The 13,269-nt window shown below is 66.1% G+C and carries 13 protein-coding genes; 2 read left to right on the top strand and 11 right to left on the bottom strand.

Going from position 1 to position 13,269, the window contains the following annotated elements:
* Position 1: 1 nt before the first annotated feature.
* The 5 genes from LPA37_RS13365 to LPA37_RS13345 all read right to left on the bottom strand — a co-directional run bounded on the left by LPA37_RS13365 (position 2) and on the right by LPA37_RS13345 (position 5,365).
* A complete protein-coding gene (locus LPA37_RS13365; protein ID WP_229012819.1) occupies positions 2–1,309 on the bottom strand; it encodes a TRAP transporter large permease in 1,308 nt (435 codons plus the stop codon).
* Positions 1,306–1,866, bottom strand: a complete 561-nt coding sequence (locus LPA37_RS13360; protein WP_229012818.1) for a TRAP transporter small permease — start codon at positions 1,864–1,866, stop codon at positions 1,306–1,308. The genes LPA37_RS13365 and LPA37_RS13360 overlap by 4 nt, the downstream gene beginning before the upstream one ends.
* Before the next feature lie 4 nt (positions 1,867–1,870).
* A complete protein-coding gene (gene dctP, locus LPA37_RS13355) occupies positions 1,871–2,890 on the bottom strand; it encodes a TRAP transporter substrate-binding protein DctP (protein ID WP_229012817.1) in 1,020 nt (339 codons plus the stop codon).
* Between the two features lie 44 nt (positions 2,891–2,934).
* The gene (locus LPA37_RS13350) at positions 2,935–4,155 is read right to left on the bottom strand and encodes an alpha-hydroxy acid oxidase (protein WP_229012816.1); all 1,221 of its coding nucleotides are present in this window, start codon (positions 4,153–4,155) and stop codon (positions 2,935–2,937) included.
* A gap of 316 nt (positions 4,156–4,471) precedes the next feature.
* Positions 4,472–5,365, bottom strand: a complete 894-nt coding sequence (locus tag LPA37_RS13345) for an IclR family transcriptional regulator (protein ID WP_229012815.1) — start codon at positions 5,363–5,365, stop codon at positions 4,472–4,474.
* A 228-nt stretch (positions 5,366–5,593) separates the two neighbouring features.
* On the opposite strand from LPA37_RS13345, the gene LPA37_RS13340 reads away from it, so the two are divergent.
* Positions 5,594–6,304 (top strand): 4-carboxy-4-hydroxy-2-oxoadipate aldolase/oxaloacetate decarboxylase, encoded by a 711-nt coding sequence (locus tag LPA37_RS13340; protein ID WP_229012814.1) that lies wholly within the window; start codon positions 5,594–5,596, stop codon positions 6,302–6,304.
* Positions 6,246–7,316, top strand: a complete 1,071-nt coding sequence (locus LPA37_RS13335) for a ketopantoate reductase family protein (protein WP_229012813.1) — start codon at positions 6,246–6,248, stop codon at positions 7,314–7,316. Before LPA37_RS13340 ends, LPA37_RS13335 begins: the two co-directional genes overlap by 59 nt.
* A gap of 25 nt (positions 7,317–7,341) precedes the next feature.
* On the opposite strand, the gene LPA37_RS13330 is transcribed toward LPA37_RS13335, so the two are convergent.
* The 6 genes from LPA37_RS13330 to LPA37_RS13305 form a co-directional block, all read right to left on the bottom strand.
* Positions 7,342–8,700, bottom strand: a complete 1,359-nt coding sequence (locus LPA37_RS13330) for an Nramp family divalent metal transporter (RefSeq protein WP_229012812.1) — start codon at positions 8,698–8,700, stop codon at positions 7,342–7,344.
* A gap of 69 nt (positions 8,701–8,769) precedes the next feature.
* On the bottom strand, positions 8,770–9,672 hold the full coding sequence (locus tag LPA37_RS13325) for an NAD(P)-dependent oxidoreductase (protein WP_267478175.1): 903 nt from the start codon (positions 9,670–9,672) through the stop codon (positions 8,770–8,772).
* Between the two features lie 31 nt (positions 9,673–9,703).
* Positions 9,704–10,024 (bottom strand): 2Fe-2S iron-sulfur cluster-binding protein, encoded by a 321-nt coding sequence (locus LPA37_RS13320; RefSeq protein WP_229012810.1) that lies wholly within the window; start codon positions 10,022–10,024, stop codon positions 9,704–9,706.
* A gap of 14 nt (positions 10,025–10,038) precedes the next feature.
* Positions 10,039–11,280, bottom strand: a complete 1,242-nt coding sequence (locus tag LPA37_RS13315) for an NAD(P)/FAD-dependent oxidoreductase (RefSeq protein ID WP_229012809.1) — start codon at positions 11,278–11,280, stop codon at positions 10,039–10,041.
* Positions 11,281–11,349: 69 nt separating this feature from the next.
* The gene (locus tag LPA37_RS13310; RefSeq protein ID WP_229012808.1) at positions 11,350–12,783 is read right to left on the bottom strand and encodes an aldehyde dehydrogenase family protein; all 1,434 of its coding nucleotides are present in this window, start codon (positions 12,781–12,783) and stop codon (positions 11,350–11,352) included.
* Positions 12,780–13,181: a carboxymuconolactone decarboxylase family protein gene (locus LPA37_RS13305; protein ID WP_229012807.1), complete on the bottom strand. Its 402-nt coding sequence runs from the start codon at positions 13,179–13,181 to the stop codon at positions 12,780–12,782. The genes LPA37_RS13310 and LPA37_RS13305 overlap by 4 nt, the downstream gene beginning before the upstream one ends.
* Positions 13,182–13,269 lie beyond the last annotated feature (88 nt).

Below are 13,269 nucleotides of genomic sequence, written 5' to 3'. Positions count from 1 at the left end.
GTCATGCGCCGATCATGCGCGTCGGCAGCCACAGGGCGATCTGCGGGAACGCCATCAGCAGCGCGAGCAGCACGAACATGATGAGGTGAAAAGGAATCGTGCCTTGCACGACTTCGGTGATCGATCCTTTAGAAATACTTTGGATAACGAACAGATTGATGCCGATCGGCGGCGTGATCTGCCCCATTTCGATGAACATGACGACGACCACGCCAAACCACACCGGATCGATGCCGTAGCTCTGCAGCACTGGCGCGAGCAGCGGCACGGTGATGACGATCATCCCCAGGCTCTCGATCAGCGCGCCGAGCACCGTGTAAAGAATCAGTAGCGCGATGAAGAACTGGGGCTTGCTCAGATGCATCCCGACGATAAACGACGTGATCTCTTCACCGACCCCGGCGAAGGTCATGGCGTAGGAGAAGATATACGCGGCGTAGGTGATGAAGATGATGTTGCCGACGATCAGCGTGGCCCGCCGCAATGAGGTGGCGAGCGTTTGCCACGTCAGCGTCGCGAATACGCGGCAGATCACGAGAGCCGCGACGCAACCCACCGCCGCGGCTTCGGTCGGCGTGGCGAGGCCCGCGTAGATCGCACCCAGCACGCCGCCAACCAGCAGGCCCAGCGGCAGCACATCGCACAGCGCGCGCACGAGGATCGCGAACCGCGTCGGCGTCTCGTCCGGCGCTTCGACGAGTTCCGGCCGCATCAGCGCGCGCACCGCGACGTAGATCACGAACAGCGTCGTGAGCAAAACGCCGGGCACCACGCCGGCCATGAACAGCTTCGCGACCGAGGTTTCCGTGAACGTGCCGTAGACGATCAGCGCGATGCTCGGCGGAAACAGAATGCCGAGCGTGCCGCCAGCGGCCAGCGAGCCAGTGGAGAGCTTGCGATCGTAACGGCGTGCGCTGAGCTGCGGCAGCGCGACGTTGCCCACCGCTGCGGCGGTGGCGATGCTCGATCCGCTCACCGCGGCGAACAGCGCACAGCCGATCAGGTTGGTCTGAATCAGGCCGCCCGGCATGCGCCGGAATAGTCGCGCGAGACCGCCGTAGACCCGGTAGCCGAGGCCGCTCGCCTGAATGCACTCAGCCATCAGGATGAAAAGCGGAATCGCGGTGAGCGTGTAGCTGTTCATGCTGCCCCAGCTGGTGAGCCCAATACCGCTGAACGCCGCGACGCCGCCCTGCATGTACAGGTAAGCGAGCGCCGGCACGAGGATGGCGAACGGCACGGCCATGCCCGCGCCCAGCAGCCCGAGAAAGAGCAGAAACGTTACGGCCAGTTCGAGATGCGCGATCATGCGTTTCTCCTTTGCAGCAGGTTCGCAATGGACAGCCATTCGCGATACAGCGTGCGCAGCAGCGACAGGCACAGGCACGCGGCGCCGAAGCACATGATCGCGCGCGGAATCCACAGCGGGGTCAGCAGCATGGTGGCCGCCACGTCACCCGATTGCCAGCTCGTCAGCGTGAACAGCACGAACTGCCAGCACAGGATCGCGATCGCACCGAGGCTGATGGTGGTAAACACCGCCCGCAGGATGGCGCGCGCGAGCGGCCCGAGCTTCGCATCGAGGAAATGGACGTGGTGGAACGCCCCCTGCGCCTGACACGTGGGCAGGCTGACGAAGGTCACGATGACCAGTGCGTAGCCGCCCAGTTCGTCGGTGACTTCGAGCGACAGACCGAACACGCTGCGTGCGATCACTTCGGTCGCGATCATCAGGATCAGCGCAATCACCGCAAGCTGGGTGATCCAGCGGCACAACCAGTCGATGCAGCTCTCGCCGGTGTCTTCGGCGTCCGACGCGAGTTGCGCGGTCTCGGGGGCTTCCCCCATCACGATGTCTACTTTCATCGGCTCACCTGTCGATCGCGGTGCGTACTTTCGACAGCGCCTGCTGCGCCGTCTCGCCGCGCGCGGTGGCCCACGAATCCCAGTACGGCGAGATCAGCCGGCGCGCCTGCGCCATGTCGGCGGCCGTCGGCGTCGTCACGGTGATGCCGCTGCTGCCGAGCTGGTTCGTCAGCCGGCTCTCTTCTTCGGCCATCGCGTCGGACATGCGCGCGGTGGCCGCATCGATGTCCTGCTGGACCTTGGCCTGCATCTGCGGCGGCAGCGCGAGCCACGCCTGCTTGTTCACCAGGATCAGCGAGTCGATAAAGCTCACGTTCAGGTTGTAGCGGTACTTGAGCAGATCGCGCCAGATGTAGCCATAGCCCGAACTCGCGGTCGTCACGCCGTCGATCACGCCGCGATCGAGCGCCGCCGCGACCTCCGAGGTGCCGAGGGTCACCGGAATGCCGCCGAGACGCTTGATGAACTCGGCCTGCTCGGGCGAAATCACGCGGATCTTCTGCCCAGCGATATCGGCGAGCGACGTGAGCTTCTTGCGCGACCAGATCACGTTGATCGGAAACGTGTAGTGGCCGAGCAGCACGATGCCCTTCTTGTCGTAAGCCGCCTTCAGGTAAGGCGCTTCTGCGGCCCAGCCGCGATCGAACGCGGCGCGGTCCGAGATCAGCATCGGCAGACGCACCGTGCCGCCCACCGGCACGCTGCCGACGAAGAACGCGTCGTCGCCCATCTGCACGACGTTGCCCGCCACCGCCTCCGTGATGTTCGTCGCGCTGATCGCCAGCGTGCCGCCGAGATTGAGCCGGATCGACAGCGCGTTGTCGGTGTCGTTGCGGATCTGCTCGAACAGCGCGTTGAGCCCCTTCACCGCCGTGACGGTGGCGGCCGCGTTGTACGTGTACGCGCGCCACATGACGGCGGCGTTCGCGCACAACGCGGTGAAAAGCACGCAGACCGCGAGCGTAGCGCGCGCGTACGGCAGGCGCGAACGCGCTTGCGTGGGCTGTTGCGTTGAGTTTTTCACAGGTGTCTCCTTGATCTGTTTTGGGGACTGCGGCGCAGCCGTCGCTAATCGACGTTCAGTACGGGATCGCCGTCGTGACGCAACCACTCGCGCCGCAGAAACTCGCCGTCGAGCGGCCATTCATGCAGATTGGCGGGGCCGAGTTCTTTCAGACTGGTGCAGCCGATCTGCGCCATCACCACGTCGATTTCGCGGCGCACGATCTCGATCGCCTTGCGCACCCCGGCCTGGCCACCGGCGGCGGCGCCGTACAGCGTCGGCCGGCCGAACGTCACGGCGCGCGCGCCGAGGCATAGCGCGATGATCACGTCGGTGCCGCGTCGCACGCCGCTGTCGAGTAGCAGTTCGACGCGCTCGCCGACCGCCTCGCGGATCGCGGGCAGCATCTGCACCGGCGACGGCGCACCGTCGAGTTGCCGGCCACCATGATTCGACACGATGATTCCGTCGACGCCGGCCTGCATCGCCAGCGCCGCATCGCGGTGATGCAGGATGCCCTTCACGACGAGCTTGCCGGGCCACAGGTTGCGCACGCGTTCGAGCGAGCGCCAGGTGGTGGCCGGCGCGGGCGTGAGCGTGCCGTACAGATCGGCGACGTCGCCGGCGCGCGCGCCGTCGGGCGCATAGTTGGCCCAGTTCTTCATCATCGGCATGCCGCCGCTGCGCAGGTAGCGCAGCACCCACAGCGGGTGGCCCATCGCCTCCAGCATGATCGCGGGCGAAAGTTTGAGCGGGCGGGTAAAGCCATTGCGGCGATTGCGCTCGCGGTTCGAATTGACCGGCACGTCGACGGTCAGCACCAGCGTTTCGAGCGCGGCGTCGCGCGCGCGGCGCACCAGATCGTCGTTGATCCTGTCGTTGCGCGTGCCGTAGATCTGAAACCAGGTGTTGTGCGGCGCCACCTTGGCCGCTTCCTCGATCGAGTCGGTGCTGGCGCTCGACATCAGATACGGAATGTTCGCTGCCGCCGCTTCGGCCGCGAGCATCAGGTCGGCGTTGGGCCGAAACAGACCCGCGAGACCGGTGGGCGAAATGCCGAACGGGCTCGCATACGTGCGTCCGAGCAAGGTGCAGGACTGGTCGCGCCGCGACACGTCGACGAGATAGCGCGGCACCAGTTGATAACGCTGGAAAGCTTCGCGGTTGCGCGCGAGGCACTGTTCGTCGTCGGCGCCGCCTTCGATGAAATCGAAGGCAATCCGCGGCAGCCGTTTTTTGGCCAGGCGCCGCAGATCGTCGAGATTGATTGCCTTCTCGATGTCCATGCCCGTCTCTCTCCGCTGTCCTGTTGATTCATTGTGTCGAGTGTTCAGGACAGCAGCAATCGAGTGACGGCTTCGCGTTTTGCAGTGTGAACTTTTTTGCGCTGCGCAAGCGGCGGCTTGCGTGACGACTCCGGATGGCTCACGGCGACTCGCGATGCGGCCACGGTGAGTGACCACACGTACTGCGCATTCGTGATGGGGAAGGAGATGGAATGCAGAGGCCGCGTGGTGCCGCTGGAAGAGAGGCGGCCGAGCGGCGGCTCGAATGTGGGTTGAATGCGGCCTGAACGCGGCCTAAGCGCGCGCTAGCACGTCATCACGCAACGTCGGCGGCGCAACAGGCCGCGGCCGCCGGGGCTTCGGCCATCAATGCCTCGCAGGCTTCGTCCACGCGTGCCTCGGGCAGGCTCTGGGACCAGGTCATCAAGCACAGCGACGCAGCGGGCTTGCCAGGACGGCTGAACACGGGAACGCCCACGGCGTGAATGCCCGGCACGACGTCGCCAAGGTTCACGCCGTAACCGAACGCCTGCGAGCGCCGATACATCTGGCCGAGGCTCTTCAGACGCACGTCACCACAGCGCGAGATTTCCTGGCGGACGTTGTTTTCGCGGATGCGTCTGGCGTCCTCTTCGGGCAGCGCGAGCAGGATCGACACGCCGCCCGCCGAGGTGATGAGCGGCCGGCGCGTACCGGTCTCGACGGACACGGCACGCAGTTCAGTCTGTCCGGCGCGCATCGCGCAAACGTATTCGTTGCCGCTGCGAAGCATCAGGAACACGAGCCCGCCGAAGCGCTTGCCGACACCGGCAAGCCGCTCGCGACAGATTTCGGGTGGCGCGCCACGGGCCGGCGCCGACAGCGCCAGTTCCCCCAGCAGCGGCCCAAGCTGATAGCGGCGGTCGGACGCACGTTGCTCGACCAGACGCTCGCGAATCAGACAGGCCAGCAGCCGATGCGCCGAGCCTTTGTCGATACCGCAACGGGCGGCCAGTTCGCCGAGCCGCCAGCCCGCGCGGTTGCGCGATGCCAGCTCGCGCAGCAGACCGATCGCGCGCTCGAGGCTCTGGGTGCCCGAGCGCGGCCGCGACGGGTCGTCCGGCGCAGCGGGTTCGTCCATCAATGCGGCATGCGCGGCGAGACTGCCCGCGAGCACCTGGTGAATCGACGCTGCGGGTATCGTGCCCGTGTCAAACGTATCGAATGGCATCGCGTGTCCTCGCGTGGTCGATCATCGATCCGAAGCCTCTAGCCGCCTGATGCGGTCATCGATAGTAGCGCGCGGACGGCTTCGGCACCGCTAGAGAAATCCCGCAAACGGCGATGCATATCGATGCACGGCGGCGTCAACGGTTCACATTGCAAAACGGCCGGTATTCGCCGGCTTGTTCGCGCCGGGCGGGCGCTCCAATATCGGAAGCCCCACGAGGAGGATGCAATGGCAATTTCGAAGGTCTATACCCAGGTCGAACGCATTCCGGCCGCGCTGTGCGAGCGCGCCGTCCAGCTCAGCATCGCGGACATTCACGAAGCGATGGGCCCGAACGCCCGCAGCGGTCTCATGACGCCACGCATGCGCCCGCTCAATCGCGGGCTGACGATCGCGGGTTCCGCTATCACGGCCACCTGCGCGCCCGGCGACAATCTGATGATGCATCGCGCGCTCTATCTCGCGCAGCGCGGCGACGTGCTGGTCGTCGTCACGCATGCGGAAAGCTCCGGCGCGCAATGGGGCGACGTCGCCGCCAACTATGCGGCGGCCAAGGGGCTCGCCGGCGTCATCGTGCAAGGCTGTATCCGCGATACGAATACGCTGGAGAGCATGCGCTTTCCGGTGTGGTCCACGCTCATTTCGCCGGCGCGTCCGCTCAAGGCAGGGCATGGCGCTGTCAACACCCCGGTGTCCTGCGACGGCGTGCTCGTGCACCCCGGCGATCTCCTGATCGCGGACGGCGACGGCGTGGTCGTGGTGCCGCATGCCGACGCGCACGCGGTCATCGACGCCGCGTGTCGCCGCATGGCGCGCGACGAAGCGGCGATCCGCGCGATCGCGGAAGGCGCGCATCCGTGGCACACGAGCGGCGCCGCCGATGCCTACGCGCAACTCGACGTCGAGGAAATCGACACGTACTGCCCACGCGGCGCGTGAGCGCACGATGAAGATCGCCGTGTTCGGCGCCGGCGCGGTCGGCGGCTATCTGGCCAGCCGTCTGCTGGCGAGCGGCGGCCACGAGGTCTCGATCGTCGCGCGCGGCGCGCACCTGGCCGCGATCCGCGCGAACGGACTCACGGTCCTCGCCGAGACGGGGCAGGACGTCACGCATCCGGCCGCCGCGACCGACACGCCCGCCGATCTGCCAGCCCAGGATCTCGTGTTCGTGACCCTGAAGGCGTTCGCCCAGGCCGACGCCGCCGAGGCGATCGCGTCGCTGCGCGCGGCCGGCGGGTGGATCGTGTTCGTCGCGAATGGCATCCCCTGGTGGTGGCATGGCACGCGCCAGATCGTGCGCCAGCACGGCCCGTTGCCGCTCGTCGATCCCGGCGGGCGTCTGTGGACCACCGTGCGGCCCGAGCACGCGCTCGGCTGCGTCGTCTACTCGGCCAACGAGATCGTCGCGCCTGGCGTAATCCGCCACAGCGGCCAGAACCGCTGGCTCGTCGGCGAGCCCGGCGGTCACATCACGCCGCGCCTGCAGACCACCGTCGCGCTACTCGCGCAGGCGGGACTCGCGTCCGTCGGATGCGCTGACCTGCGCCGCGAAATCTGGATGAAAGTGGCGCGCAACGTCCCGCTCAATGTGGTCTGCGCACTCACGCGGCTGCCGATCGATGCGCTACGCAGCGTGCCCGGCCTCTGCGAACTGTGCATTCAACTTGCCGAGGAAGTCGCGGCGATCGCGCGTGCCTGCGGCGCGGAGATCGGCGATGCCGCCGCGCGGATTCGCGTTGCGCTGGACACCGGCGGGGCGCCGCCAAGCTCGCCGCACTGGCACGGTGTCAAGCCGTCGATGTTGCAGGACGTGCTGCGCGGCGCGCCGATCGAAGTCGAGGCGATCGTCGGCCAGGTCCGGCAACTCGGCGAGCAGGCCGGCGTAGCCTGCCCCGCCATCGCCACGGTGCTCGCGTTGCTGCGCGGGCTGGCGCTCGCTCAAGCCGATTGATCTGATCGTCCCGTTGCGCGCGTGACTACCCCGCCACGACCTGCCAGAGCAGCGCAAGATTCAACCCGACGACGAGCGCGACGCACATCCAGGCAAGCGCGAGCGCGACACCCTTCACGCGAAAGCGCCCCATCAATCCCGCATCGGACGCGAAGCATACGAGGGGAATCACCGCGAACGGCAACTGCATGCCGAGCAGCACCTGACTGGCGACCAGCAATTGATTCGAGCCGTGCTCGCCAAACGCGCTGACCGCGAGCAACGCCGGGCCGATTGCGAGCAGCCGGGTCAGCAACGCGCGCGCCCACGGCGCGCTTCGCATGCGCAGAAAGCCTTCCATGACCGTCTGTCCGGCGAGCGTGCCGGTGACCGTCGCGTTCAGTCCGCACGCGAGCAGCGCCGCCGCGAAAATGACCCCGGCCCAGTGGCTGCCGACCAACGGCGCAATCAGGCGATGCGCTTCGGCGAGATCGTTCACGTCGACGTGCCCCGTCGCGTGGAAGGTGGCTGCCGCGACGATCAGCAGCGCGGCATTGACGAGAAAAGCCAGACCGAGCGATGCGAACGTATCGACGTTGACGCCCCGGATTGCGTGCGCGATTGCGCGGTCGTCGCCACTCTGCGCGTGCTTCTTGACGAGCGCCGAATGCAGGTAGAGGTTGTGGGGCATCACCGTCGCGCCCAGCATGCCGGCGGCCAGCCAGATCATGCCGGAGTCGCGCAGCAACCCGAGCGGCGGCGTCATGCCAGCCAGCGCGCGATGCCATGACGGATGGGCCAGAGCCAGCTCGGCCACGAAGCAGAACGCGACGAAAAAAATCAGCGCGGTGACGACGATCTGCAACGGACGCTGGCCGCCGCGCTGCAACGCCAGCATCGCGAAGGTGCCGACCGCCGACATCATCACGCCGACGTCGAGCGACACCCCCAGCAGCAATTGCAACGCCACCGCGCTGCCCACCACCTCGGCAACGTCGCAGGCGATGATCGCGATTTCGCAGCCCGTCCACAAAGCAATCGCGGTACGGCGGCTGTAGCGCTCGCGGCACAGCTGCGCGAGGTCCTTGCCGGTGACGACACCCACCTTCGACGCGAGCCATTGCAACAGCATCCCCATCAAGCTGGCAGCGAACACGACGCTCAGCAGCTGGTAGCCGTATTTCGCGCCGCCCGCCAGCGCGGTGGCCCAGTTTCCCGGGTCCATGTAGCCGACCGCGACCAGCGCGCCCGCGCCGAGAAACGAAAACCAGCGCGCGCGCAGGCGTGGCAACGCGTCGAGCGGGAAGCCGCGCCGCCGCGTGTACCCGTGCGTATGCCGGAGCGGCTCGGCCGACCGCGGCAGCGCGGCGTCGGTCTGTGGCAGAGGAAGCGAGCGGCTATTCATGCGATGTCGAGGTGGCGTCCGTGAGTGCGTGGTTCCTGCTTGATCGCGTGGCGTAGGACGAGCATCGACTCACTGCGCGGCGCCAATCCGAACGCCCGCCATCTGTTCGACGACCACGGCGATCGCGGTGTGATCCATGTCGCCGTGGCCTTGCTCGACACCGAGCTGCCAGAGTCCATGCACGGCTGAGGAGACCTGCGCGGGAGAGTTCGCGTCGCGCGCCATCGCGAGGGCAATGCCGACGTCCTTGCACATCAGCGCCATCGAAAAGCCGCGCTCGAACTTTCTCGACAGAACCTGCTGCGGAAACTTGGTTTCGCTGGACGCGCTGCGGCCGCTGCCCGCGTTGATGACGTCGAGCAGAACCTGCGCATCGACCCCGAGCTTCACACCTAAGGCCATCGCTTCCGACGTGATTGCCAGCGTCGTCGCGGTGATCAGATTGTTCAGCGCCTTGGTGGTGTGGCCGGCGCCGATCTCGCCGACGTGAAAGATCTGCGTGCCGATCTCTTGCAGCACGGGCAGCGCTTTCTGAAGCACCGCTGCGTCTCCGCCGACCATGATCGTCAGCGCGCCCACCTCGGCCTTTTGCACGCCGCCGCTCACCGGCGCGTCGAGCATCCGGATGCCGGCTTGCGCCAGCGTACTGGCGATGTCCTTCGTGACCGACGGCACCGAACTGGTCATGTCGATCAGCAAACTGCCTTGGGCCAGGCCGCCCGACAGGCCGCCCTCGCCGAGCACCACCGCTTTGACAGCCGACGCATCGGGCAGCACTGTGAGTACCACGTCGTGCCGCGCGGCGAGACTGTGCAGGTCCGTGTAGGACGTGGCACCCAGTGCCGCGAGGTCCGCAGCCCGGCCCGGGTCCGTGTCGAAGACCCCGATCTTGTGGCCCTGTTGCACGAGCCTTCTGGCGATGCGTCCGCCCATTTGCCCGAGCCCGACGACTGCGATGCGTTCGTTCATGATTGTCCGGAGATGAATTGGATAGTGGGCGTCGTCAGGCTTGCGACGACGGCAATCTGATCAGCAGGCCGTCCATACTGTCGGTCACTATGATCTGGCAGGTCAGTCGCGAGGTCTCTTCGCGCAGGTACGCAAAACCGAGCATGTCGACTTCCACGTCGTCGGCGGGCGCGATCCGCTCCTGCCACGCGGCATCGATATAACCGTGGCAGGTGGCGCAGGAACAGGCGCCGCCGCAATCCGCGTCGATCCCTCTGACGCCGTGCTGAACCGCGACTTCCATCACGGACTGACCGACGTTCGCCGCGATTTCCCGTTGCTGGCCGTCCGGTTCGATAAAGACAATAGTGGGCATAGCGTGCTCCCGCTTTAATTGATGAATGCGTGTTCTTCGGACAGCGACACCGCCTGCAGGCCGATCGTTGCATCAGCGATTTCGGCGGCGGCGGGACTGCGCCTGGTGGCGAGCCACTGCTTGCCGGTCATGAAGGCCTTTGCGTCGTTGATCGCATCGACGGCGATAAAACGCGGGCCACCGTAGTACCAGATGGACAGCGCCGCCCCCGTTCCCTGGCGAACGACCACGTGCGTGTAGCCGAGATTCAGGCCGGCGATCTGTAACCGCGTGGCGTACTGATCCGACCAGAACCACGGCACCGACCGGTATTCGACGGGCTCGCCGACGATCGAGCGCGCGACGATCTCCGCCATGTCGACCGCGTTCTGCACGGACTCGAGCCGGATCAGCAGGCCCTCGTACGGAAAGCGCGCGCAGTCGCCGGCCGCATAGATGGCGGCGTCGCTGGTCCGTCCTGCGTGATCGACCACGATGCCGTTGTCGACCCGCAAATCGGCCTGCTCCGCGAGAGCGGTCTCCGGCGTCACGCCGATACCGACCACCACGACGTCCACTTCGATCGCGGTGCCATCCGACAGATGCGCGACTTTGACCGCGCCCGTGTCGTCACATTCGAGTCGCGTCGGACTCACGCCTTCCAGAATCCGCACGCCGCTTTCCTGGTGAAGTCTCCGGAAATACGCGGCGGTATCGGCGGACGCCACACGCCCGAGAATCCGCTCGTCGCGTTCGACGACCGTCACCTGCATGCCGAGGCCTCTCGCCACCGCCGCCGTTTCGAGCCCGATATAACCACCGCCGATCACGAGCAGGTTCGCGCCGGGCGTCATGTCATGGCGCAGACGGTCGGCGTGGGACAGGGTACGGAAGGTGTGGACGTTCGGCGCACCGCCCCCGAGTTCGGACGGCTGGCAGCGAGGCCGTGCGCCCGTCGCCAGAATCAGCGCGTCGTAAGCGAGCGAGGCGCCGTCCGCGAACACGACGCGCTTCGTGCCGCGATCGATCGCGACGACGCGACGATCGATGAGCAGCTCGATCCGCTCGCGCTCGTACAGGGACGGGTCCTTGATAAAGAGCCGCCCGGCATCCGCCTCGCCGGTCAGATACTTCTTCGACAACGGCGGCCGGTGATACGGATGAACCGGCTCCTCGCCGACCAGCGTGATCTTCCCGCCGTAGCCGAGCGCGCGCAATTTGAACGCCGACGACACCCCGGCCTGTCCCGATCCGACGATAACGACGCTTCCATTCATTCGGGTTTCCTCTCCACAGCAATGATGCGCAAGCGAACTGCCGCGACAGGAATCGCCGCGCGGCGCCATTCACGTCCCGAACCGGTTCACGATGGTCTTGGTCGTGGTGAATTCGTCGAGTGCGTGGAAGCCTTTTTCGCGGCCATAGCCGCTCTTTTTGCGGCCCCCAAACGGCAGCTCCACACCGCCGCCCGCGCCATAGCAGTTGATATAGACCTGCCCCGCGAGCACTGCGCGCGCGAGCCGCTGTTGCCGCGCGCCGTTCTCGGTCCAGATCGCCGCGACGAGTCCGTATTCGGTGGCATTTGCGAGTGCCATCGCATCCTGTTCGTCGTCGAACGGGATCGCCGCGAGCAAGGGCCCAAATGCCTCGGCATTGGCGAGTTCGTGATCGCGAGGAACCGGGCCATAGAGCATCGGCGGAATAAAGAAGCCGCCTTGCGGCACATCGGCCACCTTGCCCTGCGCGATGCGCGGCACGCCCGAGGCATCGAGGCGTTCCAGCAAAGCATTGAGCCGGCGGAATTGCGCCCTCGTGATGATCGGGCCGCAATCGGCCTGCGAGTCGGGCATCCCGGTACGCGTTTTCGAAATCGCCTCCGCGACGCGCTGCACGACCTGCTCGTACACCGGCCGCTGAATCAGAAGACGGCTGCCGGCGGAACAGGTCTGCCCGGTGTTCTGCACGATTGCGCCGACGATCGCTGGCACCGCTTTCTCCAGGTCGGCATCGGCGAATACGATTTGCGGTGACTTGCCGCCGAGTTCGAGCACGCACGGCACGTTGTTCGGCGCTGCGCCGGCCTGGATCTGCGCGCCCACGGCCGGCGACCCCGTGAACGTAATCAGGTCGATACCCGGATGGCTCGCAAGCGCGGCGCCCGCTTCGTTGCCGTAGCCCGTCACGATGTTGAGTACACCATCGGGCAAACCCGCCTCCTGCATCAGGCGCGCGATGAACAGCACCGACTGACACGCTTCTTCGGACGGTTTGACGGCGAGCGCGTTGCCCGCCGCCAACGACGGGCACGCGGTGCGGCCAAACATCTGCGACGGATAGTTCCAGGGGATGATGTGCGCGGTGACGCCCAACGGCTCGTGAACGACCTGAACGTTGAAGCCGTTCAGATAGGGGATCACTTCGCCGTGGTGCTTGTCGGCGGCGGCGCCATAGAACTCGAAATAGCGGGCCAGCACGGCGATGTCGTTGCGCGCGAGGTGAAGCGGCTTGCCCGTATCGCGTGATTCGATCTCGGCGATCTCCTGCGCGTTGGCGTGGATCTGTTCACCGATCCGCGCGAGGAGTCGTCCGCGCTCGGTGGCGCTCCAGCGGCTCCATTCGTTGACGTACGCGTTGCGCGCGGCGCGCACGGCCGAATCGACGTCGGTGGCGGTGGCTCGACTGAGCTGCGTGAAGACTTCGCCGCTCGCCGGATCGTCCACGTCGATCGTGCGGCCATCGTCGGCCGCGCACCAGTCGCCGTTGATCAGGAGCGTCTTCATGCCTGGCCCGACGCTTCCATTTCGCCGATCACTTCCTGCACCACGCGGAAGCTATCGACTGCTGCGGGCACCCCGCAATAGACCATCACCTGCATGAACACTTCGCGCAGCTCTTCCTTATTCCAGCCATTGTTGATCGCGCCGCGCACATGCGCTTTCAATTCGGTCATGCGGCCGAGTGCGGAAATCATGCCGAGATTGAGCAGCGACCGATCGCGCCTGCTGAGTCCGGGACGATTCCAGATTTCGTCCCAGCAGTATTCGGTGACGAGTTGCTGCATCGGCCAGTTGTATTCCGTCGCTTTATCGAGCGCTTTCGCGACGTATTCATCCCCGAGCACCGCGCGCCGCGTGGCCAGGCCGCGTTCGAACTTTTCGGTTTGCTTTGCTTCTTTCATGATGGACTCCTGAGTTTTAAAGCTTTTTGCCAGGCGATGGGATCGCCGCCCGCGCTGATTCGATCGAGTGGAAGGCCGCGTCGGCGGC

The sequence above is a fragment of the Paraburkholderia gardini genome (assembly GCF_907164545.1).
GTDB lineage: Bacteria > Pseudomonadota > Gammaproteobacteria > Burkholderiales > Burkholderiaceae > Paraburkholderia > Paraburkholderia gardini.
This window is presented reverse-complemented; position numbering and strand designations above follow the sequence as displayed.

Coding starts and splice junctions, on each gene's coding strand:
- LPA37_RS13365 (WP_229012819.1), bottom strand. CDS start 1,309: ATGATCGCGCATCTCGAACTGGCCGTAACGTTTCTGCTCTTTCTCGGG.
- LPA37_RS13360 (WP_229012818.1), bottom strand. CDS start 1,866: ATGAAAGTAGACATCGTGATGGGGGAAGCCCCCGAGACCGCGCAACTC.
- LPA37_RS13350 (WP_229012816.1), bottom strand. CDS start 4,155: ATGGACATCGAGAAGGCAATCAATCTCGACGATCTGCGGCGCCTGGCC.
- LPA37_RS13345 (WP_229012815.1), bottom strand. CDS start 5,365: ATGCCATTCGATACGTTTGACACGGGCACGATACCCGCAGCGTCGATT.
- LPA37_RS13340 (WP_229012814.1), top strand. CDS start 5,594: ATGGCAATTTCGAAGGTCTATACCCAGGTCGAACGCATTCCGGCCGCG.
- LPA37_RS13335 (WP_229012813.1), top strand. CDS start 6,246: ATGCCTACGCGCAACTCGACGTCGAGGAAATCGACACGTACTGCCCAC.
- LPA37_RS13330 (WP_229012812.1), bottom strand. CDS start 8,700: ATGAATAGCCGCTCGCTTCCTCTGCCACAGACCGACGCCGCGCTGCCG.
- LPA37_RS13320 (WP_229012810.1), bottom strand. CDS start 10,024: ATGCCCACTATTGTCTTTATCGAACCGGACGGCCAGCAACGGGAAATC.
- LPA37_RS13315 (WP_229012809.1), bottom strand. CDS start 11,280: ATGAATGGAAGCGTCGTTATCGTCGGATCGGGACAGGCCGGGGTGTCG.
- LPA37_RS13310 (WP_229012808.1), bottom strand. CDS start 12,783: ATGAAGACGCTCCTGATCAACGGCGACTGGTGCGCGGCCGACGATGGC.
- LPA37_RS13305 (WP_229012807.1), bottom strand. CDS start 13,181: ATGAAAGAAGCAAAGCAAACCGAAAAGTTCGAACGCGGCCTGGCCACG.